At 31.2% G+C, this 25,837-nt stretch carries 27 protein-coding genes; 4 read left to right on the forward strand and 23 right to left on the reverse strand.

Annotation, left to right across the window (positions count from 1 at the left end; all coding sequences use genetic code 11):
- Positions 1 to 76: 76 nt before the first annotated feature.
- The 8 genes from fabV to BUE95_RS06260 all read right to left on the reverse strand — a co-directional run bounded on the left by fabV (position 77) and on the right by BUE95_RS06260 (position 7,718).
- Positions 77 to 1,270 carry an enoyl-ACP reductase FabV gene (fabV, locus tag BUE95_RS06225; RefSeq protein ID WP_073583496.1) on the reverse strand — a complete coding sequence of 398 codons (1,194 nt, stop codon included), beginning with the start codon at positions 1,268 to 1,270 and terminating at the stop codon, positions 77 to 79.
- 63 nt (positions 1,271 to 1,333) lie between these two features.
- Positions 1,334 to 2,986, reverse strand: coding sequence for a DNA repair protein RecN (gene recN / locus BUE95_RS06230; RefSeq protein ID WP_073582593.1), 1,653 nt, complete (start codon positions 2,984 to 2,986; stop codon positions 1,334 to 1,336).
- Positions 2,987 to 3,008: 22 nt separating this feature from the next.
- The gene (porD, locus tag BUE95_RS06235; RefSeq protein WP_073582595.1) at positions 3,009 to 3,896 is read right to left on the reverse strand and encodes a type IX secretion system protein PorD; all 888 of its coding nucleotides are present in this window, start codon (positions 3,894 to 3,896) and stop codon (positions 3,009 to 3,011) included.
- Positions 3,889 to 5,100 (reverse strand): bifunctional phosphopantothenoylcysteine decarboxylase/phosphopantothenate--cysteine ligase CoaBC, encoded by a 1,212-nt coding sequence (gene coaBC / locus BUE95_RS06240; RefSeq protein ID WP_073582597.1) that lies wholly within the window; start codon positions 5,098 to 5,100, stop codon positions 3,889 to 3,891. The genes porD and coaBC overlap by 8 nt, the downstream gene beginning before the upstream one ends.
- Before the next feature lie 2 nt (positions 5,101 to 5,102).
- A complete protein-coding gene (locus BUE95_RS06245; protein ID WP_073582599.1) occupies positions 5,103 to 5,417 on the reverse strand; it encodes a DNA-directed RNA polymerase subunit omega in 315 nt (104 codons plus the stop codon).
- Between the two features lie 9 nt (positions 5,418 to 5,426).
- Complete coding sequence (locus tag BUE95_RS06250) at positions 5,427 to 6,221, reverse strand: outer membrane protein assembly factor BamD (protein WP_073582601.1); 795 nt, start codon at positions 6,219 to 6,221, stop codon at positions 5,427 to 5,429.
- Between the two features lie 98 nt (positions 6,222 to 6,319).
- Positions 6,320 to 7,198 (reverse strand): 4-hydroxy-tetrahydrodipicolinate synthase, encoded by an 879-nt coding sequence (dapA, locus tag BUE95_RS06255; protein ID WP_073582603.1) that lies wholly within the window; start codon positions 7,196 to 7,198, stop codon positions 6,320 to 6,322.
- Between the two features lies 1 nt (position 7,199).
- Positions 7,200 to 7,718 (reverse strand): DUF6913 domain-containing protein, encoded by a 519-nt coding sequence (locus tag BUE95_RS06260; protein ID WP_073582605.1) that lies wholly within the window; start codon positions 7,716 to 7,718, stop codon positions 7,200 to 7,202.
- A 45-nt stretch (positions 7,719 to 7,763) separates the two neighbouring features.
- Between BUE95_RS06260 and BUE95_RS06265 the strand changes: the two genes are divergently transcribed.
- Both BUE95_RS06265 and BUE95_RS06270 read left to right on the forward strand, forming a co-directional pair.
- A complete protein-coding gene (locus BUE95_RS06265; protein ID WP_143165233.1) occupies positions 7,764 to 8,549 on the forward strand; it encodes a 5'-nucleotidase C-terminal domain-containing protein in 786 nt (261 codons plus the stop codon).
- Between the two features lie 14 nt (positions 8,550 to 8,563).
- Positions 8,564 to 9,481: a bifunctional metallophosphatase/5'-nucleotidase gene (locus BUE95_RS06270; RefSeq protein WP_073582607.1), complete on the forward strand. Its 918-nt coding sequence runs from the start codon at positions 8,564 to 8,566 to the stop codon at positions 9,479 to 9,481.
- On the opposite strand, the gene BUE95_RS06275 is transcribed toward BUE95_RS06270, so the two are convergent.
- The 6 genes from BUE95_RS06275 to rpsF form a co-directional block, all read right to left on the reverse strand.
- The gene (locus tag BUE95_RS06275; protein WP_073582609.1) at positions 9,474 to 10,211 is read right to left on the reverse strand and encodes a hypothetical protein; all 738 of its coding nucleotides are present in this window, start codon (positions 10,209 to 10,211) and stop codon (positions 9,474 to 9,476) included. The genes BUE95_RS06270 and BUE95_RS06275 overlap by 8 nt on opposite strands.
- Positions 10,204 to 12,195 (reverse strand): NAD-dependent DNA ligase LigA, encoded by a 1,992-nt coding sequence (gene ligA / locus BUE95_RS06280; protein WP_073582611.1) that lies wholly within the window; start codon positions 12,193 to 12,195, stop codon positions 10,204 to 10,206. Before ligA ends, BUE95_RS06275 begins: the two co-directional genes overlap by 8 nt.
- A 2-nt stretch (positions 12,196 to 12,197) precedes the next feature.
- Positions 12,198 to 12,671 (reverse strand): DUF6495 family protein, encoded by a 474-nt coding sequence (locus BUE95_RS06285; protein WP_073582613.1) that lies wholly within the window; start codon positions 12,669 to 12,671, stop codon positions 12,198 to 12,200.
- Between the two features lie 73 nt (positions 12,672 to 12,744).
- Positions 12,745 to 13,188, reverse strand: a complete 444-nt coding sequence (rplI, locus tag BUE95_RS06290) for a 50S ribosomal protein L9 (RefSeq protein ID WP_073582615.1) — start codon at positions 13,186 to 13,188, stop codon at positions 12,745 to 12,747.
- Positions 13,189 to 13,251: 63 nt separating this feature from the next.
- Complete coding sequence (gene rpsR / locus BUE95_RS06295) at positions 13,252 to 13,548, reverse strand: 30S ribosomal protein S18 (protein ID WP_008253655.1); 297 nt, start codon at positions 13,546 to 13,548, stop codon at positions 13,252 to 13,254.
- A gap of 2 nt (positions 13,549 to 13,550) precedes the next feature.
- On the reverse strand, positions 13,551 to 13,892 hold the full coding sequence (gene rpsF / locus BUE95_RS06300; protein ID WP_073582617.1) for a 30S ribosomal protein S6: 342 nt from the start codon (positions 13,890 to 13,892) through the stop codon (positions 13,551 to 13,553).
- Between the two features lie 149 nt (positions 13,893 to 14,041).
- On the opposite strand from rpsF, the gene BUE95_RS06305 reads away from it, so the two are divergent.
- Complete coding sequence (locus BUE95_RS06305; protein ID WP_073582619.1) at positions 14,042 to 14,734, forward strand: LytR/AlgR family response regulator transcription factor; 693 nt, start codon at positions 14,042 to 14,044, stop codon at positions 14,732 to 14,734.
- Here the strand turns inward: BUE95_RS06305 and priA are convergent.
- The 6 genes from priA to sucC all read right to left on the reverse strand — a co-directional run bounded on the left by priA (position 14,731) and on the right by sucC (position 21,630).
- On the reverse strand, positions 14,731 to 17,181 hold the full coding sequence (gene priA / locus BUE95_RS06310; protein ID WP_073582621.1) for a replication restart helicase PriA: 2,451 nt from the start codon (positions 17,179 to 17,181) through the stop codon (positions 14,731 to 14,733). The two genes, BUE95_RS06305 and priA, sit on opposite strands and share 4 nt — an antisense overlap.
- A gap of 101 nt (positions 17,182 to 17,282) precedes the next feature.
- Positions 17,283 to 17,849 carry a chalcone isomerase family protein gene (locus BUE95_RS06315; RefSeq protein ID WP_073582623.1) on the reverse strand — a complete coding sequence of 189 codons (567 nt, stop codon included), beginning with the start codon at positions 17,847 to 17,849 and terminating at the stop codon, positions 17,283 to 17,285.
- Between the two features lie 96 nt (positions 17,850 to 17,945).
- On the reverse strand, positions 17,946 to 18,509 hold the full coding sequence (locus BUE95_RS06320; RefSeq protein ID WP_084530239.1) for a chalcone isomerase family protein: 564 nt from the start codon (positions 18,507 to 18,509) through the stop codon (positions 17,946 to 17,948).
- Positions 18,510 to 18,524: 15 nt separating this feature from the next.
- Positions 18,525 to 19,448 (reverse strand): YihY/virulence factor BrkB family protein, encoded by a 924-nt coding sequence (locus BUE95_RS06325; protein WP_073582625.1) that lies wholly within the window; start codon positions 19,446 to 19,448, stop codon positions 18,525 to 18,527.
- A 3-nt stretch (positions 19,449 to 19,451) separates the two neighbouring features.
- Positions 19,452 to 20,309, reverse strand: a complete 858-nt coding sequence (gene nadC, locus BUE95_RS06330) for a carboxylating nicotinate-nucleotide diphosphorylase (protein WP_073582627.1) — start codon at positions 20,307 to 20,309, stop codon at positions 19,452 to 19,454.
- A gap of 127 nt (positions 20,310 to 20,436) precedes the next feature.
- Positions 20,437 to 21,630, reverse strand: a complete 1,194-nt coding sequence (gene sucC / locus BUE95_RS06335) for an ADP-forming succinate--CoA ligase subunit beta (protein ID WP_073582629.1) — start codon at positions 21,628 to 21,630, stop codon at positions 20,437 to 20,439.
- A gap of 237 nt (positions 21,631 to 21,867) precedes the next feature.
- Here sucC and lysA point away from each other — a divergent pair, with 237 nt between their 5' ends.
- On the forward strand, positions 21,868 to 23,073 hold the full coding sequence (gene lysA / locus BUE95_RS06340; RefSeq protein WP_073582631.1) for a diaminopimelate decarboxylase: 1,206 nt from the start codon (positions 21,868 to 21,870) through the stop codon (positions 23,071 to 23,073).
- 35 nt (positions 23,074 to 23,108) lie between these two features.
- On the opposite strand, the gene BUE95_RS06345 is transcribed toward lysA, so the two are convergent.
- The 3 genes from BUE95_RS06345 to BUE95_RS06355 all read right to left on the reverse strand — a co-directional run bounded on the left by BUE95_RS06345 (position 23,109) and on the right by BUE95_RS06355 (position 25,768).
- A complete protein-coding gene (locus BUE95_RS06345; RefSeq protein WP_073582633.1) occupies positions 23,109 to 23,621 on the reverse strand; it encodes a hypothetical protein in 513 nt (170 codons plus the stop codon).
- Positions 23,622 to 23,629: 8 nt separating this feature from the next.
- A complete protein-coding gene (gene pafA / locus BUE95_RS06350; RefSeq protein WP_073582635.1) occupies positions 23,630 to 25,240 on the reverse strand; it encodes an alkaline phosphatase PafA in 1,611 nt (536 codons plus the stop codon).
- Between the two features lie 114 nt (positions 25,241 to 25,354).
- On the reverse strand, positions 25,355 to 25,768 hold the full coding sequence (locus BUE95_RS06355; protein ID WP_073582637.1) for a hypothetical protein: 414 nt from the start codon (positions 25,766 to 25,768) through the stop codon (positions 25,355 to 25,357).
- Positions 25,769 to 25,837: the final 69 nt, after the last annotated feature.

Genomic DNA, 25,837 nt, shown 5'->3' on the forward strand with positions numbered 1-25,837 from the left:
AAAAAGCAAATAAATACGATAAAACACAAAAAACCCTGAAAAATTCAGGGTTTTATAACATTTGCGAAGTAAATTGTTATTTTTTTATACTTGGTATCATTTTCATTTCATCTGTATCTGCTTGATAATCCACACCTTCGAATCCAAAACCAAACAAATTCAAAAAATCTTGTTTGTATCCAGCTAAATCACCTAATTCAACAAGACTTTCAGTTGTTGATGCTGTCCAAAGTTTAGCAATTTTTTCCTGCACATCAGCGCGCATCTCCCAATCATCAATTCGTATTCTCCCTTTTTCATCAGTTGGAATAGCATTGCCTGTAAATAATCGCTCCGAATATAATCTCTGAATTTGTTCAATACAACCTTCGTGAATTCCTTCAGCTTTCATTATTTTATATAGTAATGAAATATATAATGGAATTACTGGTATTGCCGAACTCGCTTGTGTGACTAAAGCCTTGTTAACAGATACATATCCCTTACCATTAATATCCTTTAACTTCTCCGTAATTTCAAAAGCAGTAGCCTCTAAATGGTCTTTCGCTCTACCAATTGTACCTTTTCTATAAACCGCTTCTGTTACTTCTGGACCAATATAAGAATAAGCAATGGTTGTTAGCCCCTCAGCCAATACATTTGCCTCTTTTAAGGCATCAATCCACATAGACCAATCTTCTCCACCCATTACAACAACCGTGTTATCAATATCTTCCTGATTGGCTGGCTCTATAGATACTTGTGTAACGTTACCTGTATGAAAATCAACTGTTTTATTAGTGAATGTATTTCCAATTGGTTTTAAAGTAGAGCGATGTAAAACACCTGTAACTGGATGTAGACGAACAGGGGAAGCCAAACTGTAAATAATTAAATCTATCTGACCTAAATCAGCTTTAATCATATCTATTGTTTGTTGTTTCACTTCGTTTGAAAAAGCGTCACCATTAATACTTTTTGCATATAAGCCTGCTCTCTGAGCCTCAATTTCAAAAGCTGCCGAGTTATACCATCCAGGAGAAGCTGTTTTACCTTCTGATGGCTCTTTTTCAAAAAAAACACCTATTGTAGAAGCATTTGAACCAAAAGCTGATGTGATTCTTGATGCTAAACCAAATCCAGTGGAGGCACCAATGACCAGAACTCTTTTAGGTCCATCAATTTTTCCTTTTGATTGCACATAAGCAATTTGATTTTTTACATTTTGTTCACAACCTTTAGGGTGAGCCGTCAAACAAATGAATCCCCTCATTCTTGGTTCTATAATCATCTTGTACTTTTTATATGGGTTTGTATGTTTTTGTAATTTGAATAACAAAAGTAGATTAAAAATTTAATTCAGCAAAGCTTTTGCATGTTGTAAAGCAGATTCTGAAACGTCTTTACCCGATAGCATTTCTGCTATTTGTTGAATTCTGTCTTCAGTTGACAAAAGTAATAATTCTGAAATAGTGGTTTCACCTTGACTCCTTTTAATTACTTTGTAATGGGAGTCACCTTTAGCAGCGATTTGGGGTAAATGAGTAATTGCAAAAACTTGCATTGATTTACTCATTTCTTTCATTATCTCTCCCATTTTTATAGCAATTTCTCCTGAAACTCCTGTATCAATTTCGTCAAATATTATAGTAGGTAGTTTAGAGTAATTGGCTAAAATAGCTTTAACCGCTAACATAATTCGTGACATCTCTCCGCCCGAAGCTACTTTTTTTAGTAATCCAAAACTAGTCCCTTTGTTTGCCGAAAAGAACAAACTAACTTCATCTTTTCCATTTGAATAATAAGAATCCGTATTTCTAATCTCAAATTGAAAGTTTGCTTCTGCCATTCCTAATTGTGTAAGAATATGTTTCATTTTTTCCACCAATTTAGGAACTGCTTTTTCTCTATTTTCTGAAATCACAGTTGCTATTACATCAATTTCTTTCGTAATTTCCGCAAGCGCATCGTGAGCTTTTAAAATTTCATTTTCTAAATCATCAACCTTCATTACTTTAGAATCCAATTCGTTTTGAATTACCAACAATTGTTCAATTGTATCAACTTGATGCTTTTTTTGTAAATTGTAAATAGTTTGTAATTTGGTATTCACTAATTCTAATCGTTCTGGATCAGGAATTATTTTTTCGTTATTTTGATAACATTCATTAAAAACATCTTCTAACTCCAAAATACTACTCACCATACGCTCATGAAGTTGCGCATAAATGGGTGAAAAAGATGATATCTTTTGAAGGGCTGATTTGATTTCCTTTAAATTAACCAATACTCCCACTTGTTCTTCATTAGCAATTACTAGAACTCGTTCAAAATGTTCCTTAATTAGTTCCACATGGCTCAACTGCTCTAACTCCAGCTCTAACAGCTCTTGTTCTCCATTGATCAAATTAGCAGCTAAAAGTTCGTTCAAAAGAAAAGAATTATATTCATACTCCTTTTCTAATGCTTCTTTAGTTGCCAACAAATTTTTTAAATTGCGTTGTTTAATTTTTAAAGAAGCTAATATATTCTGATAATTGGAAATATGATGTTGGTTGTTTGCAACTGCATCTAAAATTTCTAATTGATACGATTCTTCCGTTAACTCTCGAGTTTGTTGTTGTGAATGAATATCTAACAAAGAAGCACTTAACAATTGTAACTCTTGAAGATTTACTGGACTATCATTAATAAACGCTCTAGATTTACCTGTAGGTAAAATCTCTCTCCTAATGATTGTTTTATCCTCATAATCCAAATCATTCTCGTCAAAAAACGATTTTAGATTGTAATTAGAAATAAAGAAAACAGCTTCAATAACACACTTTTGCTCTTTGTCTTTCAATGAGGTCAAATCGGCTCTATTTCCTAAAACCAATCCTAATGCACCTAAAAGTATTGATTTCCCTGCTCCAGTTTCTCCTGTAATAACAGAAAATTGATTGGAAAAATCAGTTTCTAAGCTTTCTATTAAAGCATAATTTTTTATGGAAAGTGAAAGTAACATAAGTTTTAAATTTAAAGATAAACTATCTTATTTTACTCCATTTTTGAGAATTTAAAGGAGAAATTCGGTTTAAAAGTTCTACAATTCTTGTAGCATTAATAGAGGGGCCTCCTGAAAAAAGGGATACGACTTCATCTGTTTTAGCGTCAAAAAAAGTACGTACCAAAAGTGAATTAGGTCTTGCTTTATGAATCTCAGATAATGTCTCTAATGCTTTAGTAATTCCTTCTTTTCCTGATTTCACATTTTCGCTCATTAAATCTAGACCTAAGCGATGATATTGATAAAGCGACAAACGATATGGTGTAAAAGTTCCAGAAAGCAAATCAGAAATCAAAAAATTCCTGTTATTATTACCACTTTCTGCTTGACTCCAACCTTTAAAACCACTTGTTTGAGCTACATTTACAATATTTTGAGCAGACTCTAAATTTTTTGTACCCCCTAATTCCGAAAATGAATCTTTATCCAAACCTATAATAACATTAGCATAAAAAGCTAAAACTGATACTAAATTTGAAGAAAAACTATTTTCATCATAAATCATATTTTCAAATTCTATGAATCGAAAATTAAAGTTTTTATCATTTATATTGATAATCGGAGAAGACAAAGTTGAATTATATATTGGTCTTGAAGATTGAACTTGAAGTGTAGCTTCAAAATTGTTAGAACCAAATGAAAGTATGTTGAAGAAAAACGTACAATCTATCTTTTCTACATCTTTATAAGTATCCGACGTCCACTTAGTATTGTTGATAAACTCTGTAACTTGCTTTTCTAAATTTTTGAAGAGCTGAGGATTTCCATTATTAACCTGTTGAAAATTAACCGAAACGGTAGCTTTCAACTCCTGAGAAAAACTCATATTGATCATAAAAAAGAAAAGAATATATAGAGTATTACGCATTATAATGTTGGATTACTTTACTAATAATATCAATTGCAACATCTTCTTTTGATTTTAAATTCATAGGTTCTACATTATGATCCTTGTCTATAAAAGTGACCTTGTTAGTTGGTAAACCAAAACCTGCCCCTTTATCATTTAAAGAATTTAAAACAATCAAATCTAAGTTTTTTTTCTGAATTTTTTGTTTAGCATGCTCAATTTCATTTTCAGTCTCCAAAGCAAAACCAATCAAAAATTGATTTCTCTTGACTTCTCCAAGCGAAGCTAGAATATCTTTAGTCTTCTCTAATGCTATAGTAAACGCAGCATCATTCTTTTTTATTTTGTGATTGGCTATATTAATAGGTCTGTAATCCGCAACAGCTGCTGCAGCTATAGCGACATCCACTTCATCATAATATTGATGACAAGCATTGTACATATCTTGAGCCGAAGTAACTCGAATGAGATTAATCAAAGAATTCTGAACACTTAAATGAGTTGGACCTGTAATTAAAATTACTTCTGCACCTTTTCTTGTAGCTTCAATAGCAATATCAAATCCCATTTTACCTGAAGAATGATTTCCTATAAAGCGAACAGGATCTATAGCTTCATAAGTAGGACCTGCGGTAACTAATATTTTCTTACCTTTTAACGGTAATTTATTTAAAATATCGTCCTGAATAAAAGCTAGAATATTTTCAGGCTCTGCCATTCTCCCCTCTCCTGACAACCCACTAGCTAACTCTCCATTTTCTGCAGGAATCATTATATTTCCAAATGATTTCAACTTTTGAAAGCTATCTATTGTGGAAGGATGCTTATACATATCTAAATCCATAGCAGGTGCAAAATAGACAGGACATTTAGCTGACAAATAAGTAGCAATTAGTAAATTATCACAATTGCCATTTGCCATTTTGGACAATGTATTCGCAGTAGCTGGCGCTATAACCATAAAGTCTGCCCACAAACCTAATTCAACATGATTATTCCATATCCCATTTCCATCTTCTTCATTATAAAAAGTTGAATATACAGGATTTTTTGAAAGTGTTGCCAAAGTAAGTGGTGTTACAAAATGCAAAGAAGCAGGTGACATTACAACTTGTACTTGTGCACCTGCTTTTATGAATAATCTAACCAAGTTAGCAGTTTTATAAGCAGCTATACCACCAGATATACCCAGCAAGATTTTTTTACCGCTTAAAACTGACATATTTATTTTGCTTCTCTATAATAGATTTTACCTTCCTCCCACTCTTGAACAGCTAAAGCATGAGGTTTAGGCAATTTCTCATAGAACTTTGAAACTTCAATTTGCTCTTTATTTTCAAAAACCTCCTCTAAACTATCATTGTATGTTGCAAACTCTTCCAATTTTTCAATCAATTCCTTTTTAATTTCGGTATTAATTTGATTCGCACGTTTTGCTATAATAGTTATCGCTTCATAAATGTTTCCGGTAGGCTCTTCTAATTTACTTTTGTTATAAGTAATAGTATTTACAGGAGCATTTGTTTTCTTTAAATCCATGATTTAGTCTTATTTAGAATATTGTTGTAACTCTTTGTCTATTTCAGCTAACATAGTATCAGCTTTTGCTTTATATTCAGAATTTGAATTGAATTTTATTAGATTATTGTAAGTAGACTTAGCATACACTAATCGTTCTTGCTTTTTGGAATCAACACTATTAATCGCAAGTTGATAAGCTGAATCCAATCGATAATACAAGGCTTGCTCTTTGAAAGGAGTTCCTGGATAGTCTGAGATAAAATTATCAAAAGCCTTTAACGCCGCTTTAAAATCTGAAATGGTATTGTACTGTTTCGCAATCTCAAAAGATTTTTTTTCTTGTTTCACCCTAAGCTCTTTGATGTATTCGTTAGCTTTTGGTAAAAACGTAGAATTTGGATATAGGTCGATAAAACGCTGAACTTTATCCAAAGCTTTTTGAGTATCTGTCTGATCTAAACTGTAAACTGGTGACAACTTGTAATAACATTCAGCCCCTAAAAAAGTAGCTTCCTCCCTTTTTTCACTTTTAGGATAATTAGCTGAAAAATTTTCAAACTGATAACCTGCTAAATAATATTGTTTAGTTTTATAAAGTGAGTTTGAATATAAAAAAAACATTCTTTCAGCATTAGGTTTGCCTTTATATGAAGGTGCTATTTGTTCATAAAGACGTATAGCCTTATTATATTTGCCTGCATCATACATGCTGTTTGCAACCTCACTCTTTAAAGCGATATCATCAGAATTTAATGCTTTTTGATATTGACTACACGAAGCAAATACTATTGCAATTATAAGGAATCCAAAAAATTTACTCATTTATTATTTATTTTTAACTTTATAAATATCCATAAGACAGACATCTAAAAAGCAAGTGCAAATTTAGTTATTATTTAATTAGTATGAAAATCTTTTTTTTAACTTAATTTTCTTGTAAAACTTTCTAATCTTGCTGCTAAATCTTCATTAACATTTACCAAAGGCAAACGCACCGTATTTTCAGACAATCCTAGAGATTTAAACACCTCTTTAATACCAGCTGGATTACCCTGCTCAAAAATCATATCAATACTGTCTGCTAGTTTATAATGTATACTGTAAGCCTCATCAACTTTTCGTTGCAAACCAAGTCGAACCATTTCAGAGAACTCTTTTGGAAACCCTTCTCCAATTACAGAAATAACTCCTGAACCACCTGCCAAAATCATTGGCAAAGTAATCATGTCATCACCTGAAATTATCAAAAATCCTTCAGGTTTATTCTGAATTAATTTCATTGCCTGAACTATATCTCCTGCAGCTTCTTTTATTCCAATTATATTTTTAAACTCATTTGCTAACCTTATCACAGTTGAAGGTAACATATTACTTGCCGTTCTTCCAGGAACATTATAAACAATAACAGGAACAGGAGATGCTTCAGCGACAGCTTTAAAATGTTGATAAATTCCTTCCTGTGTAGGTTTATTGTAATATGGCGAAACAGAAAGAATTGCTGAAAAGCTTGAAAAATCTCTTGTTTTTAATTCCTCAACTACACTCAAAGTGTTATTCCCTCCAACACCAAGAACCAAGGGCAACCTTCCTGCATTGGCTTTAACTATAGTTTCAATAACCAATTCCTTTTCAACAGACGAAAGCGTTGCTGTCTCCGCAGTAGTACCTAAAACAACTAGATATTCAACCCCTCCATCAATAACAAAATTGACAATTTTAATAAGCGATTCAACATCAACGGAAAAATCTTTTTTAAAAGGTGTAACTAAGGCAACACCAGTTCCAACAAATGCTTTCATTTTATAATTTGTTTAAAATTTTTAAATATTTGAATAATTCAGATGTAAACGATTTATAATTCTCAATAGATTCTTTGATAATAAAATGGTTAACTCTTTTATCTACTGTGTCAAATCCAACTTTAAAAAGAGCATTTGACTTAACGGACAATAACATGATTGGAAATTTGTTAGTATCATAATAGTTAACTAGCAAATCAAAAGGTTGATTTAAAAAATCTAATACTTCTTTCTTATCAATCTCACCAGAAATCGAAATATTTTTGCGGGAAATACAAGGAAAAATAATCTCTTCTTTTGATCTAATTTTATCTTTATAAATTAAAACTTTAACTTGATCTTTGACAAAGCCTTCTTTTAAAATTTCCTCTAACAAACTTGATGTGTGAGAAAAATAAGATTCATCAACTAATACACCTATAGTTTTAATCTTTTGTTGTTTGGATAATAAAGGTTGGTTTAATAACCTTTTCTTAACATTTTTTTTTAGAAAAAAATTCTTTAAAATCTTATAAAACATACTATTTTTACATCTTGGACAAAATTATAAATTAAGTCTTTTATTATGATGGTAAATGTAAAAAAGAATACAATATCTTTTCGTTTTTTTGTTATATTATTAACATTTAGTTGTTTTTTTTCATGTAAAACGAATGAATATACCAACTATAAAATTGAAGGAAAAAAAATAGGAATAACCGCTGAGAAAGGAGAAAATTCACAAATTGAAAATTATATCGCCCCTTTTAGAGCGAATATCACAAAAGACTTAGATAATGTTCTAGCGTTTTCTCCAGAAACACTAGACAAAAGCAAAGGCAAATGGCAAACATCAATTGGAAACCTTTTAGCACAAGTTGTACTTGATTTAGGAACACCAATTTTTGAAAAAAGAGAAAAAAAACAAATTGATTTTTGCTTATTAAATCATGGAGGTATAAGGGCTATAATTCCACAAGGAAATGTAACAACAAGAACAGCTTTTGAAGTGATGCCTTTTGAGAATAGCTTAATTATTGTAGGATTAAAAGGAAATAAAGTAAAAGAAATGGCCAATTATCTAATAACTGAGAAAAAGCCACATCCTCTTAGTGGTATTAAAATTTTTGTTAACAAAGATAATTTAAATGTAAATCGTATAGAAATCAACGGAAAAACAGTGAAGGACGATGTAATGTACTATATAGCAACATCAGATTATCTTTCAAATGGAGGCGATAACATGACTTTCTTTAAAGAGAGTGAAATAAAATATGACATGGACTACAAATTAAGAAATATGCTAATTGATTATTTCAAAAAAGTTGACAGCATTCCTATCATAACAGATGAAAAAATTATCCTTGAATAACACAATCCTAAAAAATGAAAAGAAGAGATTTTATACAGAAAACAGCAGCTAGTTCAACGCTATTAGGATTATCCAACTTTAGTCTTAACACTATACTTTCACCTGAATCAAAAAAAATAACAATTCTCCATACAAACGACGTACACAGTCATATTGATCCTTTTCCTGCTGATCACCCTAGAAATCCTAACATGGGGGGCGCAGCTAGGAGAGCAGCCATAATTGAAAACATCAGAAAAGAAGAAGAAAATGTCTTGTTATTAGATGCAGGAGACATATTTCAGGGTACTCCCTATTTTAATTATTATGGTGGAGAACTTGAATTTAAATTAATGAGCATGATGCAATATGATTTAGCCACAATGGGAAATCATGATTTTGACAATGGAATCGATGGATTTTATTCTCAATTACCACATGCGAAATTTGATTTTGTTTCAGCAAATTATGATTTTAAAAACACCATACTCGATACGATCATAAAACCCTATAAAATATTCAAAAAAGAAGGAATTAAAATAGGTGTTTTCGGACTTGGTGTTGAACTTGATGGTTTGGTAGATAAAAAATTATATAAAGAAACTATCTATAATAATCCTGTAGAAGTTGCACAAGACATGGCAAGAATCTTAAAAGAAGAAAAAAAATGCGACTTAGTAATTTGCCTATCTCATCTTGGATTTAAATATAAAGATGATTTAGAAAAACCTAGTGATATCAATTTAGCAAGAAAAACAAAAAATATCGATCTCATTATTGGTGGCCACTCCCATACTTTCTTAGACAAACCCGTGATTGAAAAAAACAGCGATGGAAAGGAAGTCCTAATAAATCAAGTAGGTTGTTTTGGCATAAATTTAGGACGAATCGATTTTTATTTTTCTAATGACAATACTTTAAAAAACAAAGGAAAAAACATTGTAGTTATTTAATTTTTAAAAGATTAACTTTAGCCTTACTCGCATTTCTATTTCCATAAACTTTATATCTAGATCTATAGATAAAATATCCTGCGTACAAAAAATAAGATAATTGTTGTGTAATTAAATTAATCATTTGCAGAGCAATAACGTCTCGCATTCTTGTAGAAAAAACAAAGAATAAATCTGAAACAACAAACGAAATCACCATTAATCCCATAAACAAAATAGTTCTATTGTTGAAATTAAATTGTATTAAAAAACTTATTATTCCCATAAAAAACAAAAGAATTCCGAATAAAATATAGATACTAAACTCTATTTTAGGTGATTCAATAACAAAAAATAAAGAATTATAGACTAAATACAGTAGAAGTAAAAAAATAATGTAAAAAGACAAACTATTTACTTTATATTCTTTCTTTTTTAAATAAAAAAGAAAATCTTGACAAAGAAAGAACGTAACAATAAAATAAGGTAATAAATAGCAAATCAATCCAGGAATTAAAAAATCCGTTTGACTAATCAAAAATAAAATTTCACCTATAAAAAAAGAAAGAATTGAAATTGTAAACAGATAATTTATTCTACCCCTAACACATGTAAAATAAAAATAATAAACCGTTGGAATGATAATAGGTCTGCAAAATAATTCTAAATTTTGATTTTCAAAAAAAATAGAACAAGCATATAAAATTAGTGCTGTCAAATAAAGCAATATCGCTGGATTTAATTTAATCATCTAGCATGTTTTTAAAATCAATCTCTGTTATAATGGCAATTTTTAACTGATTTGCTTTTTCTAATTTTGAAGGCCCCATACTATCGCCAGCGATTACATAATCCGTTTTTGAAGAAATTGAACTTCCTACTTTCCCTCCATTATCTTCAATAGCCTTTTTTAATTCATCTCTAGAATATAGTTCAAAAACACCCGAAACCACAAAGGTTTTACCTTTTAACTTTTCAGAAAGTAAAACATCTTCTTCACCCGTTTCTAATTGAACACCATACTTCTTAAGCCTATCGATTATAAGAACATTTTCTTGGTTCTCAAAGAATTGTACAACACTTTGTGCTATTTTATCACCTATCTCATCAACTAAAATCAAATCCATAATACTTGCTTGAGCTATTTTATCAATAGATTTGTAATGTTTCGCTAACTTTTTAGCAACCGTTTCACCAACATATCGAATTCCTAAAGCATATAAAACACGCTCAAAAGGAATAGCTTTCGATTTTTTAATTCCGTTAATTAAATTCTCCGCAGATTTTTCAGCCATACGTTCCAATGGAATGATTTGTTCTTTTTTCAATTCATACAAATCGGCATAATTAGCAACCAAACCAGCACTATACAATAACGCTACTGTTTCACCACCTAAACCATCAATATCCATAGCTTTTCGCGTAATAAAATGCTGAATTCTTCCAATAATCTGTGGTGGACAACCATAAAAATTTGGGCAAAAATGATTCGCTTCGCCTTCACTCCTTACCAATTCGGTTTGACATTCTGGACAATGCGTGATGTATTTTGTTGGCTCTGCTTGATTTCCTCTTTGAGCCACAGCAATAATTTTTGGAATAATTTCACCTCCTTTTTCTACGAAAACTTCGTCACCAATTCGAACATCTAACTTTTCAATTTGGTCGGCATTGTGCAATGAAGCACGTTTTACAATAGTTCCTGCCAATTGCACGGGTTCTAAATTAGCAACAGGCGTAATCGCACCTGTACGTCCAACTTGGTATGAAATCGAGTTTAATTTTGTAGTTACTTGTTCGGCTTTAAATTTATAGGCCATTGCCCAACGTGGTGATTTTGCAGTATAGCCCAATTCATCTTGATGTTGTAAATTATTGACTTTAATTACTACACCATCCGTTTCATAAGGTAAATCGTGACGGTGTTTATCCCAATACTTGATGTACTCGAAAACTTCGTTTAGATTTTTAGCTAATTTGGATTGCGTCGGAACTTTAAACCCCCAATCTCTTGCTTTTTGTAAGCCTTCAAATTGGGTTTTAAACGGTAAATTATTTCCAATTACAAAGTACAACAAACAATCTAATGGCCGTTTGGCAACTTCAGCACTATCTTGTAATTTTAAACTTCCTGAAGCGGTGTTTCTAGGATTAGAATAAGGTGTTTCGCCAATTTCAATCAATTCTTGATTCATTTTTTCAAATCCGGCAAACGGAAGAATAATTTCGCCACGTATGTCAAATTTTTCAGGAAAATCACCTTTTAAATGAATGGGAACTGCTTTTATGGTTTTGATGTTATTGGTTACATCATCGCCTTGAAAACCATCCCCACGAGTTACAGCACGTACTAAACGACCCTTTTCGTAACTAATACTGATCGATGCGCCATCGTATTTTAATTCGCAAGTATATTCTAACGGAACATCACCTAACACTTTTTGAATTCGGTTTTCCCAATCTTGTAAATCTTCAATAGAATAAGAGTTATCTAGGGAATACATACGATATTCATGCTTTACCGTTTCAAAACTCTTCGTTATCATTCCTCCTACTCGTTGAGTGGGTGAATTTTCATCGAAAAACTCAGGATGATGAGCTTCTAAATCCTGTAATTGTTTTAGCTTTTGATCAAACTCAAAATCAGAAATAGTGGGTTTATCTAAAACATAATAATTATAATTATGTTGATTTAATTCTTCTCTTAAACTTTTAATAGTATCTAAAACGCTCATATTTACTGATTGATTAAGCTGTCTAATTTGGTAAACAATTCCCCTTTACTGATAATTCCACCTTGTTTAATGATTTCGAACAACGATTCATTTCTGTTTTCTGATAAATCTTTCTTTCCTCTTGTAATTTCTACATCATCAGAAAATAAATTTTCAGATAACCAGTGAATTCCATCAGCAGAAACGAAGTCAATTTGAGGATTATTGGTTTTAATTACGTACGAAAAAACCGCATTTTGCATGCATTTAAAAAGAAAAATATAATTTTTTGAAAAATGATCGATGTGCGTAACATTAGTCAGAGCTTTTTCCCAAATCATATCAGAAAAAACATCGATTTCTTGTTCGGCAATATGAGGTCTATTTTGTTTAATTTCATCCCATTCCTTTTTATCAACTGATTGTGTTGCTAAAAAAGTAATGAATTCTGGATGCAATTCTTCCAATTGCTCTTTGGTCAATCTTGCGTACTTCATGTAGTAATTTTATAAAGTAAAGATAAAAAAAAAGCCCCGATAAAATCGGAGCTAATTTATATTTTAAGAAAAATTATGCTTTTTCACCTACGATTTCGTAAGCTAATTCAACGATAACATCTCTGTGTAATCTAACCGATGCAGTATATTTACCTACACGTTTAACAACTCCACTAGTGATGAATTTTTTGTCAATTGAATGTCCATTAGCTTCTAATGCTTCCACAATGTTAGCACTAGTAACAGAACCAAATAATTTATCACCACCTGCTTTAGCAGTAATTTTGATTTCTAAAGCTTTTAAAGCTTCAGCTAAAGATTTTGCATCTGCAACAATCTTAGCTTCTTTGTGCGCTTTTTGCTTTAAATTTTCTGCTAAAACTTTTTTAGCTGATGGAGTAGCTAAAATCGCTAAACCTTGCGGAATTAAATAATTACGACCATATCCGTTTTTCACAGTTACTACGTCATCTTTAAATCCTAAATTTTGAACGTCTTGTTTTAAGATAAGTTCCATGTTGTTGTCCTTTTAATTAGAAGTTAGCCCGCTAGTAGCGAAGCAACAACTATTTGTTAATTATTATTTTAATAAATCGGCCACGTATGGCATCAAAGCTAAGTGACGAGCTCTTTTAACAGCTACAGAAACTTTTCTTTGGTATTTTAACGAAGTACCTGTTAAACGTCTTGGTAAAATCTTACCTTGCTCGTTAACGAATTTCAATAAAAAATCTGCGTCTTTGTAATCAATATATTTAATACCTGATTTTTTGAAACGACAGTACTTTTTAGTTTTGTTTGTATCTATATTTAAAGGCGTAAGATATCTGATATCCCCGTCTTTTTTCCCTTTTGCAGATTGCTCTAATGTAGACATAATTAGTTTGTTTTAGATTTTAATTTTGCTCTTCTTCTTTCTGCCCAAGAAATTGCATGTTTGTCTAAAGACACTGTTAAAAAACGCATAATACGCTCGTCACGACGGAATTCAGTTTCAAATGCAATGATAATTTCAGCTGGCGCTTTGAATTCGAATAAGTGATAAAATCCACTTTTCTTGTGTTGAATTTCGTAAGCTAATTTTTTTAAGCCCCAATCTTCTTTCGATACCATCTCAGCCCCTTTAGAAGTAAGAAAATCTTCAAACTTGCTTACTGTTTCCTTTACCTGTTGCTCAGATAAAACGGGATTCAAGATGAAAACAGTTTCATAATGATTCATAATCTTTATATTTATTGTTATAAAATTGGTTGCAAAAATAGTAATTTTATTGAATTAATCAATATTTATAGCTATATTTTTTTATAACAAATAAAAACTTGCTTAATTACTTTATTTGACATACTTTTATTAAAATAATTAGCTTACCCATGAAGTTGAATAGCATAGTTGTTGACGATAGTGCAATACAAAGAATAACTATAACAAAATTAGTAAATGAATCCACCTTGTTAAATTTGGTTGGAGATTTTTCTAACGCTTTAGAAGCAAAAAACTGTATCAACAATAACAGAATTGATTTGATTTTTCTTGATATTGAGATGCCTCTCATTAACGGATTTGATTTGTTAGATGGTTTAAAAACCAAACCACAAATTATTATCATTACATCGAAAGCAGATTATGCAGTCAAAGCTTTTGAATATGAAGCTACCGATTTTTTACAGAAACCTATACACAGAGAACGTTTCAATAAAGCAATTAAAAAAGCTGTAGAACTTCATTCGCTTCGTTATGACAATGAAGAACATGGTGAGAGTATCATCATAAAAAGTAATTTAAAAAAACTAAAAGTTTTAATCAATAAAATCAAATGGATTGAAGCATATGGGGATTATATTAAGGTAGTAACTGACGAAGAAAGTCATTTGGTTTTATCAACAATGAAAGGTTTTGAAAAAGAACTTCCTACAGGAAAATTTATTCGTGTTCACAAATCATATATTGTAAACTTAGATCGAGTAGAAAAATTTAATAGTAAATTTGCCGAAATCGGAAATACTAAAATTCCTTTGAGTCGTAATAAGAAAGAAGAAATTGTAAAAGCCATTGAAAACGCTTAATACACGTCTACATCAACTTTCACTTTAATAGAACGATATTGCGAAACTGCTTCAAAACTCATGAGCACTCTCGCAATATTTTTTTTAGTATTACTTAACTGTTTCTCAACAGGTATTTTAACCATGATGGTTCGAATATATTCATTACGAATTCTATTGATAGCAGGTTCTTCAGGACCCAAAACGGGCATGTCTAAATTTTGAGACAAAACATTATAAATCCACATCGAACCTTCTTTCAATTTATCAAAGTCACGATGCTTTAAAGTAAGCTTTACTAATCGATAAAAAGGGGGATATTTGAAGTTCTGACGTTCGTAAACTTGCTCTCGAAACATTCCAATGTAATTATTACCCAAAACTTGCTGTATAGTATTATGATACGGACTATATGTCTGTATAACCACTTTTCCTTTTTTCTCTGAACGCCCTGCCCTACCCGAAACTTGCACCATCATTTGATAGGCTCTTTCATAAGCTCTAAAATTAGGTTGATTTAATAAATTATCAGCATTTAAAATCCCTACTAAAGTTACGTTATCAAAATCCAATCCTTTGGCTAACATTTGCGTTCCTACCAAAACATCAATTTCTCTATTTTTAAAAGAGTCAATGATTTTCTCAAAACCAAATTTTCCACGAGTGGTATCTTGATCCATTCTCCCTATATTATTCTCTGGGAAAAACGTCTTCAATTCCATTTCAATTTGTTCAGTCCCAAAACCCTTAGTCGTTAAATCAACAGACTGACAACTGTGACAATGGGTTGGATTAGAGATGGAATGACCGCAATAATGGCAACGTAACTGATTTTTAAATTTATAATAGGTCAAACTAACGTCACAACTGGGACAATGAGGTACATGACCGCACGTCATACATTCAACATAAGGGGAAAATCCTCTACGATTTTGAAATAAAATAACTTGCTCACCCTTTGATAAAGTTTCCGTAATTTCCTCTAATAATTCATCTGAAAAATGCCCAGACATTTTCTTTCTAAAATATTTATCCTTTAAATCAACCAACTGAATTTCGGGTAATATTACATTTCCGTAACGTACTTTCAATTCGGTTAAACCGTACTTATTGGATTGCACATTATAATAGGTTTCTAAAGATGGCGTGGCACTTCCTAAAACTACCTTTGCTCCGTGTTGTTTAGCTAAAACAATCGCAGCATCGCGTGCATGATATCTTGGCGCTGGATCATGTTGTTTAAAGGTTTGTTCGTGTTCTTCATCTACAATTATACAGCCTAAATTGGAAAACGGGAGAAACAAAGCACTACGAACCCCAATAACAACTTTAGCTTTCGGAGAATTTTCCAAGACTTGATTCCATACTTCAATTCGCTCATTATTAGTATATTTGGAATGAAAAACTGCGACTTCATTTCCGAAATAAGCTGTTAATCGCTGAACTAATTGAGTTGTAAGAGCTATCTCAGGCAATAAAAATAATACCTGTTTTCCTTCATTTATGTATTGTTCTAAAAGTTTAATGTAAATTTCGGTTTTACCCGAAGCTGTAACTCCATGCAATAAACTCACATCAAAAGTTTTAAAATTTTCTTTAATACTATCAAAAGCTGTTTGTTGCGCTTCACTTAACATGAATTGACAGTCATCTTCTTTATCAAACGCAACTCTATCTTGAGCTATATAATATTCTTCAAAAATCGTTTTATCTACCAAAGATTTTACTACAGCGGAGGTACTTCCAGAAGTTTCAATTAGCTTTTTCACTGAAATCGGTGCTTTTTCCCTTGCTTGTAGTTGGAAATAATGCAAAACCAATTCGCGTTGTTTTTTAGCTTTCGATAAAACTTCTAACAATTCGACTAATCTTTCTTGTTGCAGAAATTCTTCTTGCAATCTGATATACCGAACTAACTTGGGTTTGTATTGTTCCGAAATTTCTTCTTGTAAAACCAAAGCACCTTTTGTTAATAATCGATTGATAATTGGGAAAACAGTTTTCTTTCCTAAAATCTTAATCACCTCTTGAACTGTAATTGAAGATTGACTTTTTAAAGCCTCTAGAATTAGATACTCATCATCTTTTAAGTCATTTAAATCGATTTTGGTATTTTCTTTGGAAGAAATAATCGTCTCACTTTCCAAAATATATCCTGATGGTAATGCACTTCTAAACACTTCACCAAGCGAACACATATAATAAGAAGCAATCCATTTCCAATGTTCGATTTGGTGCAAATTCACAACAGGTTTCTCATCTAAAATTTGATGAATCTCTTTTGCTTCGTACAAATGTGGTGGTGTATTCGATTTACCTACTACTAAAGCTGTATAAATTTTAGTCTTACCAAATGGAACCGCTACTCGCATTCCAATTTGAATATAATGAAACTCAGCTTCCGAAACCTGATATGTAAAGGTTTTGGAAACCGCTAATGGTAAAACGACTTCTATAAAATACAACATAGAACAAATATAGTTGGAAAAAAGAGAATTCAAAAAAGAGAAGTTCAAAAAAAAAAGCGCTCTCTGTTGAGAACGCTTAATAATATTGGGTTAAAATAGGACTATTTCCCTAGTAAACTAGATTTTAAACCAGCATCAGCAGGTTTATCGCATAACCATATTCCAAATAGCGCTTTTTTAAAATCATATCCTTCAATTGTTCCTTTTTTTACACCATTTTTGTAAAAAACAACTCCTTGAGCAGGATCGTAAACCAAAATAAACTTATCTCCAACTTTAATTTCATCTTTAAAAAACCCTTTGAATTTTGCAATTTTGTCTTTTAAAGGAGCTGTATTGTTATTAGTAGAATTTACAAGTCCTTCATCCAAAGCAGCCACCATTTTCTTAGAAGTCACCATACCAGATAAAACATCAAGACGAATTGCAATAGCTTCCTTAGAATTAATAATGTCCTTTGCATTACTCGATTTTTTTTCAACATACAAAGAACCAACATAAAGATCAAACCACATTTTCTCTCTAATTCCAGCACCATTTAAAACTAAATCTTGTCCTTCAATTGACAATTTAGCATCGAGTTTAATTCCTGAGACTACTTTTTGAGCATGAACTGGAATAAAAGTTAAAAAAGTAAAGAACAATAATGATAAAAATTGCTTTTTCATAGTATTTTAAATTAATTTTTATAAAAATAGACTATTCCTTTAAAATAAAAAAATATTTTTATGATAAATAGTATGAATAATGAAATTATGAATCTCTTAATTTCCTAACATTTTCTCTTTCAATTTCTTACTAGCTGGCTTATCACAAAACCAAATTCCAAAAAAATCTTTTTTAAAATCTTCTCCATCTATACTTCCAAGATTTAAACCATTCTTGTATATGGTGGTTACTTTTGCAGAAGAATTATAATATAAAATAAACGTGTTTCCCACAACAATCTCTTCTTTAAAGAATCCTTTTAAGTAATCGATTTTATCTCTAATTTCATTTGCTTTTCCTTTTGTAGAATTTTCAAAACCAGCTTCAATTGCTTCAATCAGAACATCTGATGTAATTCTGGGAGACACAATGTCGATTCGCATCAAAAAAGAGTCATTCATCTCATAAAGTTCCTTTTCAGTCTGAATTCGATAGGGTACATACAAAGATCCAACGTATAACTCAATCCACATTTTTTCTCTAATTCCAGCACCATTTAAGACTAACTCTTTGTCTTCAAAAGAAATTTTATTATCTACAAAAACTCCTGAAACAACTTGTTGTGCAAAATTCTGAAAAAAACACAACAACATTACTATTGGTAAAATTCGCATCATCATATTCTTCACTTTAAATTAAACATATAAATTTTTCCTTTTCAACTTGGATATGGCTGCATTTAATTCAAAACCTAATAACAATACCATACAGTTTATCCAAATGTAAAACATTAACACAAGAAGTGTACCAATAGAACCATATAATTCATTATACTTTGCAAATTTAGTAACATAAATACCAAAAATATAAGATGATAATATTATTAAAATGGTAGTAAAAACAGCCCCATAACTTATGAAAGACATACTTGAAGTTTCTTTTGCTCCAAATTTGTATAAAATTGAAGTGGTAATTAAAATCATTAAAAGAATAAAGCCATATCGACTCCATTCAATAACCGAAACATCTGCAACATAGCCTCGTATGTTAATTTTTTGAATCATCACCTCAGCAATAACAATTGCAGCAACAGTGATTAACAAAATCATTGATAATACTAAAGAAATAGCGAGTGAAATAAAATACTGTTTAAAGAATCCTCTAGTAATCGTAATATGTGCTGACATTTCGAATCCGCCCAAAATAGCATTAATTCCATTCGTCATTAATAAAATTGACAAAATAAAACCCGAGGAAAGCAAACCCTCATGACTAGTTCCCATAATATCTTTTAAAATGGTTTCAATAGCGTCATATGTATTGGGTGGAACTCCTTCTTCTACAAACTCTAAAAAATCAGCCTGAAAGTTTTCTAATGGTATAAAAGGGATCAAATTCAAAATAAATAAAGCAAATGGAAATAAAGCCATAAAAAAACTAAACGCAATAGCACTTGCTCTGTATGAAAAAGCACCTTTGAAAATTCCCAACACATAAAGTTCTAAAATATCATAAAGAGATAAACCTTCTAAAGATTTTAACTTTACGGCTTTAGTAAGCAAAACTAAATGCTTAACAATGGGAATTTTATTGAGTTTATTTTCTATTTCTTCAGACATAGATTACATAGCTTTCAAACTTAAATCCATATTATAAACCGAATGTGTTAAAGCACCCGACGAAATATAATTCACACCACACTCGGCATAATTACGAATTGTTTTTTCGTTAATATTTCCTGAAGATTCAGTAAAACTTTGATTTCCAATCATTGCTACCGCCTCTTTTGTCGTTTCATAATCAAAATTATCTAATAAAATTCGATAAACGCCTCCTGCATATAATATTTGTTGTACTTCTTCTAAATCTCTTGCTTCAACAATAATTTTCAAATCTTTTTTATTATCGGTTAAATATTGCTTTGTTTTAGCAATCGCTTGTTGAATTCCACCAGCAAAATCAATATGATTGTCTTTCAACATAATCATATCATACAACGCAAAACGATGATTTTCCCCACCACCAATTTTTACCGCCCATTTTTCGATGGCACGAATTCCCGGTGTGGTTTTTCTTGTATCTAAAATTTTAGTTTTAGTTCCTTCTAATAGATCAACAAACATTTTAGTTTTAGTTGCGATGGCACTCATACGTTGCATCGAATTCAACACCAAACGCTCAGCTTTTAAAATAGATTGTGAACTTCCAGAAACATGAAAAATGACATCACCATGTTTCACTCTTTCGCCATCATTGATAAACGTCTCCACTTTCATCTCTTTGTCTACATAATCAAAAATCATTTTAGCAAATGCTACTCCAGCTATAATCCCTTCATCTTTAACTAATAACTTCGCTTTTCCTTGTGCAGAAGCTGGAATACAAGCTAACGAACTATGGTCGCCGTCTCCAACATCTTCACGAATGGCATTACTAATGATTAATTCTAATTCTTTTTGAAATTGCGCTTCTGAAATCATAATACATCTATTGGAATGCTAATGTAAGAAATCCTTAGATGTTTAAAAAATATTTAGAAAGATAAAAAAAAACAAAAAACTCCCAGATAAATCTGAGAGTTTCTTTATGATTGTATTTTAAATTCGATTAAGACAAAGCTGCTTTTACTTGGTCAGCTGCTTCTTGGAATTGAACTGCAGATAAAATTGGCATACCAGAATTATCAATTAATTCTTTAGCAATTTCTGCATTTGTTCCCTGTAAACGAACGATGATTGGCACTTTAATAGCGTCACCCATATTTTTGTAAGCGTCAACAACACCTTGAGCAACACGGTCACAACGAACGATACCACCAAAAATGTTAATTAAAATAGCTTTTACGTTTGGATCTTTTAAGATGATACGAAAAGCAGTTTCAACACGCTTCGCATCAGCAGTTCCACCTACATCTAAGAAGTTAGCGGGTTCAAAACCTGCATATTTAATTAAATCCATAGTAGCCATTGCTAAACCAGCTCCGTTTACCATACAACCTACAGTTCCATCTAAATCTACGTAGTTTAATCCTACTTCTTTAGCTTCTACTTCGATTGGATTTTCTTCTCTAACGTCTCTCATTTCAGCATATTTTGCTTGTCTGAACAAAGCGTTATCGTCGATATTAACTTTAGCATCAACTGCTAAGATTTTATTATCAGATGTTTTTAATACTGGGTTGATTTCAAACATAGATGAATCAGAACCGATATATGCTTTGTATAAAGCATCAATAAATTTAACCATTTCTTTGAAAGCCTCACCAGATAAGCCTAAATTAAAGGCAATTTTTCTAGCTTGAAATCCTTGCAATCCATAAGCAGGATCAATCTCTTCTGTAAAAATTAAATGCGGAGTATGCTCAGCAACTTCTTCAATATCCATTCCACCTTCCGTAGAATACATAATCATATTACGACCAGTTGCTCTATTCAGTAATACAGAAACATAGAATTCAGAAGTTTCGCTTTCACCAGGATAATAAACATCTTCAGCAATTAAAACTTTGTGAACTGTTTTTCCTTCTGGTGGAGTTTGTGGTGTAATTAACTGCATTCCGATGATTTGCTCAGAAATTTCAGTTACTTGGTCTAAGTTTTTAGCTAACTTAACTCCTCCACCTTTTCCTCTACCTCCAGCATGGATTTGTGCTTTTACTACGTACCAACTTGTACCTGTTTCAGCAGTTAATTGTTTTGCTGCAGCTACCGCTTCAACTGGGCTGTTTGCCACAATTCCACGTTGAACTCGTACTCCATAACTAGCTAGGATTTCTTTACCCTGATATTCGTGTATGTTCATAATTGTTATGCGTTTATCTTGTTTAAAAAAGTGCCACAAAAATAGCAAAGTAATTTTTAATGGACTAACTTTTTTTTGTTTAATTTGGGAATTTGATATACATATTCTTATAAAAAACACAACTTAAGAAACTTAATAATGTTACAAATAAAACATTTTGTTATTAATTGTTTTAATTTGTTTTAAAAATTGTATTGATTAAATATTGATTTACTTTTGCATTAAATAAAATCAAAAATGAAACCAGAAGTATTACAACAATTAGCAACAGAATTTGGAAGTCCGTTATATGTGTATGATGCGGAAAAAATTGCCTTTCAATACAACCGATTACAAAATGCATTTAGCAAAGTAGAACGTTTTAAGGTACATTATGCTGTTAAAGCTTTATCGAATGTGTCTGTTTTAAAATACTTAAAAAGTTTAGGTTCTGGATTAGATACCGTTTCTCTACAAGAAGTGCAATTGGGATTACATGCTGGAGTTGCACCAAATGACATTATATACACTCCTAATGGGGTTTCCATGGAAGAAATTGAAGAAGTGGCACAATTGGGTGTTCAAATAAATATCGACAATTTATCAATACTAGAGCAATTCGGTACTAAGCATCCAAATATTCCTGTTTGCATTCGAATCAATCCCCATGTTATGGCGGGAGGAAATGCAAATATTTCAGTAGGACATATAGATAGTAAATTTGGAATTTCAATTCATCAATTGCCTCATATTTTGAGAATTATTGAAAATACCAAAATGCACATCAATGGAATCCACATGCATACAGGTTCTGACATCTTAGACGTAGAAGTATTTTTATATGCTGCCGAAATTTTATTCGAAACAGCTAAAAATTTCACAGCACTAGATTTCATCGATTTTGGAAGTGGATTTAAAGTACCTTACAAAAAAGGGGATATCGAAACCAATGTGGAAGAATTTGGAAGAAAATTAACAAAACGTTTTTTAACTTTCGAAAAAGAATATGGTCGTCCATTGACTTTAGCTTTTGAACCTGGAAAATTCTTGGTAAGTGAAGCAGGTTATTTCTTAGCGAAAGTAAATGTAGTAAAACAAACTACTTCAACCGTTTTTGCAGGAATCGACTCTGGATTTAATCATTTGATTCGTCCGATGTTGTATGGCTCCCAACATCATATTGAAAATATCTCCAATCCAAAAGGAAAAGAACGTTACTACTCAGTAGTAGGTTATATCTGTGAAACCGACACTTTTGCAAGCAACCGAAGAATTACTGAAATTCACGAAGGGGACATTTTATGTTTCCGAAATGCGGGTGCATATTGCTTTTCAATGGCTTCTAACTACAACTCACGACTAAAACCTGCAGAAGTACTTTGGAAAGACGGAAAAGGGCATTTAATCAGAGAACGCGAAACTTTTGATGATATTTTGAAAAATCAGGTGATGATAGAGGTTTAAGGCACGAATTAATACGAATAAAAAAGCATCAAATTTTAGTTTGATGCTTTTTTATTATACTCGTTTTGTGTATGGTTCTTTAAATTAAAAATATACTTTTCTTCTTCTAATAAAATAGTTTTTGAATTGATTGATTTAACCTTTTCATTTTTAAAATAAACCTCCGTTATATTCATATTAGGATAAACAACAAAAATAGAGTCATGAAATTTATGATACTTTCCATCTTCAAAACTATCCCAATCCGCTTGTACTTTTCTTAAAACTAATTTTTCTATTGAATCAGTTTTTAAGTCAAAATAAACTCTTCTTTCGGAAAAACCTGCTTCTGGATTAAATCTAAATTTCAAATATTTAAGTTTTGAATCTATAAAAAAACTCTCTTGTGGTACTAAACCATTTTTTAAATATTTAAATTCTTCTGCATTTGTATTGGCAATAGCTGTTCTAAAAACTTTCTCTAAATCAGAATCTAAAATGTTATTATTTGAATTTTCACATCCAATAAATAAAAACGATAAAAATAGAAGTCTAATAAAAATATTCATAAATAAATTTACTTTCCTAAAACCTCCAACAACACCTTACCATCAGAACTATTTGGCATGGTAATCTTTAGCATTTGAGTTACCGTTGGAGCAATTTGTGTGATTTCTTTTCTATCATGAGTTTGCCCCTTTTTGATGTTCCAACCAAAGAAAATTAAAGGAACATGTGTATCATATGAATAAGGCGAACCGTGAGTTGTACCAGTGGAAGAATATTCTACATAACCCGGTTTAAAAATCATGACAAGCTCTCCGTTTTGTGTTGGGTCATATCCTCTTGTGATGAAGTCTAAATAGTAATCACTTGGATTTCCATTGGAGATTTCTTCTTCAGTATAAACTCGCTTAATATAGTCTTTTTTGTGTAAATAATCTTTGAAGACTTGTTTTACATCTTGAAAATTTAAGCCTTTCGCTTTTACTTTTGTTTTATCGAAAAACACATTGTAATTCGAATACTCTAATAGTAAATCTTCACCAAATGTTTTTTCTGAAAACTCTTTTAAGTCTTTTTGAATGTTTTTATAATTGATGTTATCTACTTTGTATTTATTGTCTTTCAAATACGTTACATTCTCCGCTCCAGCGTGATCTGCCGTTAAGAAAACCATATAATTTCCTTTTCCAACGGTTTTATCTAAGTAAGTTAAGAAATCAGCAATTGTTTCATCCAATCGTAAATAAGTGTCTTGTAATTCAATAGAACGCGGACCTAAAACGTGTCCGATATAATCTGTTGAAGAGAAACTTACGGCTAAAAAATCGGTAATATTATCTTTTCCTAAATTTTCACTTACAATGGCTTTTTTAGCAAAATCAACTAATAAATTATTCCCAAAAGGTGTTGAACGTAAAACTCCAGCATCATTGGCATCATACATATCTTGTAAATTGTATGGCATAAAAGGTGCCTTTTTAAACAATTTCCCTTCGTAGGGATTGTTATCAGTTAAACTCTCATTATAGGTTTCTTTTGACTTTAGTAAATCCCAACCTTTATTAACATAATTCAAATAATGCTTTTCAGCATTAAATCGAGTTGCCCAATCTGGTAATTTTTTACCATAATACGTGCTCGAAATAAAAGCTCCGGTTTTACTATACCAAAAAGCCCAATCCGCAAAATGTCCTGCAGGCAAAATGGCTCCTCTATCTTTAATACTAATTCCAATCACTTTTCCTTTAAAATTAGTTGATAACTTCAATTCGTCTGTGATGGTTGAACTTTGTAAGTTTCTTGGCGACATTTTTCCTTCTTTATCAGAATCATCGCCTAATGTAGAAACTGTTGCATCATCTGTACAATATTGCTCTTTACCTGTAGCTTTATTAAACCACTCATTTCCAACTATTCCATGAACTGCAGGAGTTGTTCCAGTGTAAACTGAAGCGTGACCTGGTCCGGTGTACGTTGGCATAAAATTGTAATGTACATTATGAAATGTAAAGCCTTCCCCCATTAATCGTTTAAAACCATTCTCAGAAAAATCATCTGAAAAACGGTATAAATATTCCATTTTCATTTGATCAACCACAATTCCAACTACTAATTTTGGCTTCTCTTGTGCTAAATTTGAAAAAGTTAATAGTGATGCAATTAGTAAAAATATTTTTTTCATTTTGATAATTTTATTTTACACAAAAATACGTCATAAAAAAGAAATCCATGTTAAGAAAACAAAAAGACTCCAAGTTAAAATCAACTCAGAGTCTTTTTACTATTTTCTACAATCTTAATTTTCCACTTCTTCAATTATATCATAACAGAAAACAAATTCTTTAAAATAAACATATAATTGTGGCTTATTACCTTGATCCATTCTTGTCATAAAAGATATCTTCACAGGTGTTCCCAACTGGTTTTTGCACAAATAAGAATTGATTTCATCAGTCTTTGTAACTTCTTTATCTAAATATTCAACTATTGTATAATGCTGAATCTCTCTTGAATAAATTATGATTTTATTTTTATCATAATCCAAGGTAACATACATTTCAGATTTTTGAGGTTTTGACCATTTTCCCCATTTGTTTTTACTATCTTTTTCTAACACGGATAAAGCAGTAGTTTTAAAACGAAATTGTTGCGCAATACTTGAAAAAGAGGTAATGAAAAGTAAAAATAAAAAAAGTTTGAAAAATTTCATGTATATGTAATTATTAATTAAAAAGTTAAATCTAGTAAGATCTGACAATTAAATTATGACTCGTTAGGA

The organism is Flavobacterium cucumis, assembly GCF_900148835.1.
In the GTDB taxonomy this organism is placed as follows: domain Bacteria; phylum Bacteroidota; class Bacteroidia; order Flavobacteriales; family Flavobacteriaceae; genus Flavobacterium; species Flavobacterium cucumis.

What these genes read in the sequence shown, in the direction of transcription:
- fabV (WP_073583496.1), bottom strand. Translation starts at nt 1,270, where the DNA reads ATGATTATAGAACCAAGAATGAGGGGATTCATTTGTTTGACGGCTCAC.
- recN (WP_073582593.1), bottom strand. Translation starts at nt 2,986, where the DNA reads ATGTTACTTTCACTTTCCATAAAAAATTATGCTTTAATAGAAAGCTTA.
- porD (WP_073582595.1), bottom strand. Translation starts at nt 3,896, where the DNA reads ATGCGTAATACTCTATATATTCTTTTCTTTTTTATGATCAATATGAGT.
- coaBC (WP_073582597.1), bottom strand. Translation starts at nt 5,100, where the DNA reads ATGTCAGTTTTAAGCGGTAAAAAAATCTTGCTGGGTATATCTGGTGGT.
- BUE95_RS06245 (WP_073582599.1), bottom strand. Translation starts at nt 5,417, where the DNA reads ATGGATTTAAAGAAAACAAATGCTCCTGTAAATACTATTACTTATAAC.
- BUE95_RS06250 (WP_073582601.1), bottom strand. Translation starts at nt 6,221, where the DNA reads ATGAGTAAATTTTTTGGATTCCTTATAATTGCAATAGTATTTGCTTCG.
- dapA (WP_073582603.1), bottom strand. Translation starts at nt 7,198, where the DNA reads ATGAAAGCATTTGTTGGAACTGGTGTTGCCTTAGTTACACCTTTTAAA.
- BUE95_RS06260 (WP_073582605.1), bottom strand. Translation starts at nt 7,718, where the DNA reads ATGTTTTATAAGATTTTAAAGAATTTTTTTCTAAAAAAAAATGTTAAG.
- BUE95_RS06265 (WP_143165233.1), top strand. Translation starts at nt 7,764, where the DNA reads ATGATGGTAAATGTAAAAAAGAATACAATATCTTTTCGTTTTTTTGTT.
- BUE95_RS06270 (WP_073582607.1), top strand. Translation starts at nt 8,564, where the DNA reads ATGAAAAGAAGAGATTTTATACAGAAAACAGCAGCTAGTTCAACGCTA.
- BUE95_RS06275 (WP_073582609.1), bottom strand. Translation starts at nt 10,211, where the DNA reads ATGATTAAATTAAATCCAGCGATATTGCTTTATTTGACAGCACTAATT.
- ligA (WP_073582611.1), bottom strand. Translation starts at nt 12,195, where the DNA reads ATGAGCGTTTTAGATACTATTAAAAGTTTAAGAGAAGAATTAAATCAA.
- BUE95_RS06285 (WP_073582613.1), bottom strand. Translation starts at nt 12,671, where the DNA reads ATGAAGTACGCAAGATTGACCAAAGAGCAATTGGAAGAATTGCATCCA.
- rplI (WP_073582615.1), bottom strand. Translation starts at nt 13,188, where the DNA reads ATGGAACTTATCTTAAAACAAGACGTTCAAAATTTAGGATTTAAAGAT.
- rpsR (WP_008253655.1), bottom strand. Translation starts at nt 13,548, where the DNA reads ATGTCTACATTAGAGCAATCTGCAAAAGGGAAAAAAGACGGGGATATC.
- rpsF (WP_073582617.1), bottom strand. Translation starts at nt 13,892, where the DNA reads ATGAATCATTATGAAACTGTTTTCATCTTGAATCCCGTTTTATCTGAG.
- BUE95_RS06305 (WP_073582619.1), top strand. Translation starts at nt 14,042, where the DNA reads ATGAAGTTGAATAGCATAGTTGTTGACGATAGTGCAATACAAAGAATA.
- priA (WP_073582621.1), bottom strand. Translation starts at nt 17,181, where the DNA reads ATGTTGTATTTTATAGAAGTCGTTTTACCATTAGCGGTTTCCAAAACC.
- BUE95_RS06315 (WP_073582623.1), bottom strand. Translation starts at nt 17,849, where the DNA reads ATGAAAAAGCAATTTTTATCATTATTGTTCTTTACTTTTTTAACTTTT.
- BUE95_RS06320 (WP_084530239.1), bottom strand. Translation starts at nt 18,509, where the DNA reads ATGATGATGCGAATTTTACCAATAGTAATGTTGTTGTGTTTTTTTCAG.
- BUE95_RS06325 (WP_073582625.1), bottom strand. Translation starts at nt 19,448, where the DNA reads ATGTCTGAAGAAATAGAAAATAAACTCAATAAAATTCCCATTGTTAAG.
- nadC (WP_073582627.1), bottom strand. Translation starts at nt 20,309, where the DNA reads ATGATTTCAGAAGCGCAATTTCAAAAAGAATTAGAATTAATCATTAGT.
- sucC (WP_073582629.1), bottom strand. Translation starts at nt 21,630, where the DNA reads ATGAACATACACGAATATCAGGGTAAAGAAATCCTAGCTAGTTATGGA.
- lysA (WP_073582631.1), top strand. Translation starts at nt 21,868, where the DNA reads ATGAAACCAGAAGTATTACAACAATTAGCAACAGAATTTGGAAGTCCG.
- BUE95_RS06345 (WP_073582633.1), bottom strand. Translation starts at nt 23,621, where the DNA reads ATGAATATTTTTATTAGACTTCTATTTTTATCGTTTTTATTTATTGGA.
- pafA (WP_073582635.1), bottom strand. Translation starts at nt 25,240, where the DNA reads ATGAAAAAAATATTTTTACTAATTGCATCACTATTAACTTTTTCAAAT.
- BUE95_RS06355 (WP_073582637.1), bottom strand. Translation starts at nt 25,768, where the DNA reads ATGAAATTTTTCAAACTTTTTTTATTTTTACTTTTCATTACCTCTTTT.